This window comes from Mesorhizobium sp. WSM4887 (genome assembly GCF_029625865.1).
GTDB lineage: Bacteria > Pseudomonadota > Alphaproteobacteria > Rhizobiales > Rhizobiaceae > Mesorhizobium.
Window position 1 is genome coordinate 1 of sequence record NZ_JARTVP010000039.1, and the last position, 767, is coordinate 767.

2 protein-coding genes are annotated in these 767 nt (G+C 56.1%); both read left to right on the forward strand.

Features of this window, described 5'->3' with window-relative positions:
* The first annotated feature begins 139 nt into the window (after positions 1 to 139).
* Complete coding sequence (locus tag P9230_RS32225) at positions 140 to 418, forward strand: AlpA family phage regulatory protein (protein WP_063169289.1); 279 nt, start codon at positions 140 to 142, stop codon at positions 416 to 418.
* The coding region (locus tag P9230_RS32230) for a hypothetical protein (protein WP_140671262.1) at positions 415 to 767 on the forward strand (353 nt) is incomplete at its 3' end. The genes P9230_RS32225 and P9230_RS32230, both read left to right, overlap by 4 nt.

Consider the following 767-nt stretch of genomic DNA (forward strand, 5'->3'; position numbering starts at 1 on the left):
CAAAAGCACTGCGATGCCGCACCGACTGGAAGAACTCATCAATGATCACGCTTTTCGAACATGTGGGCGCCGCTACCAACACTAAGCGTTCCCGATCAAACGGAAGCCTCTATCCCTTCTTTCTGAAGGCTGTCCGGACATGAACGCATTTGATGTCCGTCCAACGCTGGATGCTCCCGACGACGATCTCTATCTTTGGCTTGAAGATGTGGAAGGCGAGCGGGCACTTGCCTGGGCCGCCGGCCAGTCGGCAAAGACCCTGAAGCACTTCAGTGGAACGCAGTTCGAGCGCGACCGCGCGACTCTGAAGGCAGGCCTGTTCCCTAAGCGGCGTCGCATCTCCCCCGGCCGAGTCGCATGGCTTGAATCCGATATCAGGGCTTGGATGGAAACTAGATCTGAGAGCCGCACCGCATGAATGTAGCCTCCCAATATCTTCTCCCGTCTGTGGCGCATCACGAAGCCGGGCACGCGGTGGCCGCCATCGTTTTGCACCGTCAGATGTTCGACGACGACCGTGAACTCCCTGCTTTCTCAAGTGTTAGTATTTACCCCGACGCCGGTGACGGAGAGTGCGGTGGTTTTGTCGAAGGCACGGTTTTCTATTCAGCGCAAGGATTCACCTCGGAGCTAAAGCCGATTTTCGAGAACGATATGGATCGACATTTCCAACGCGATGAAGCGATCCAAGAGATAGTTGCGTGTCTGGCAGGTCCTTTTGCAGAATCCGCATTCGAAGGCTATCTGGACCCGCGCGATATGGCGAT

Coding starts and splice junctions, on each gene's coding strand:
- P9230_RS32225 (WP_063169289.1), top strand. CDS start 140: ATGAACGCATTTGATGTCCGTCCAACGCTGGATGCTCCCGACGACGAT.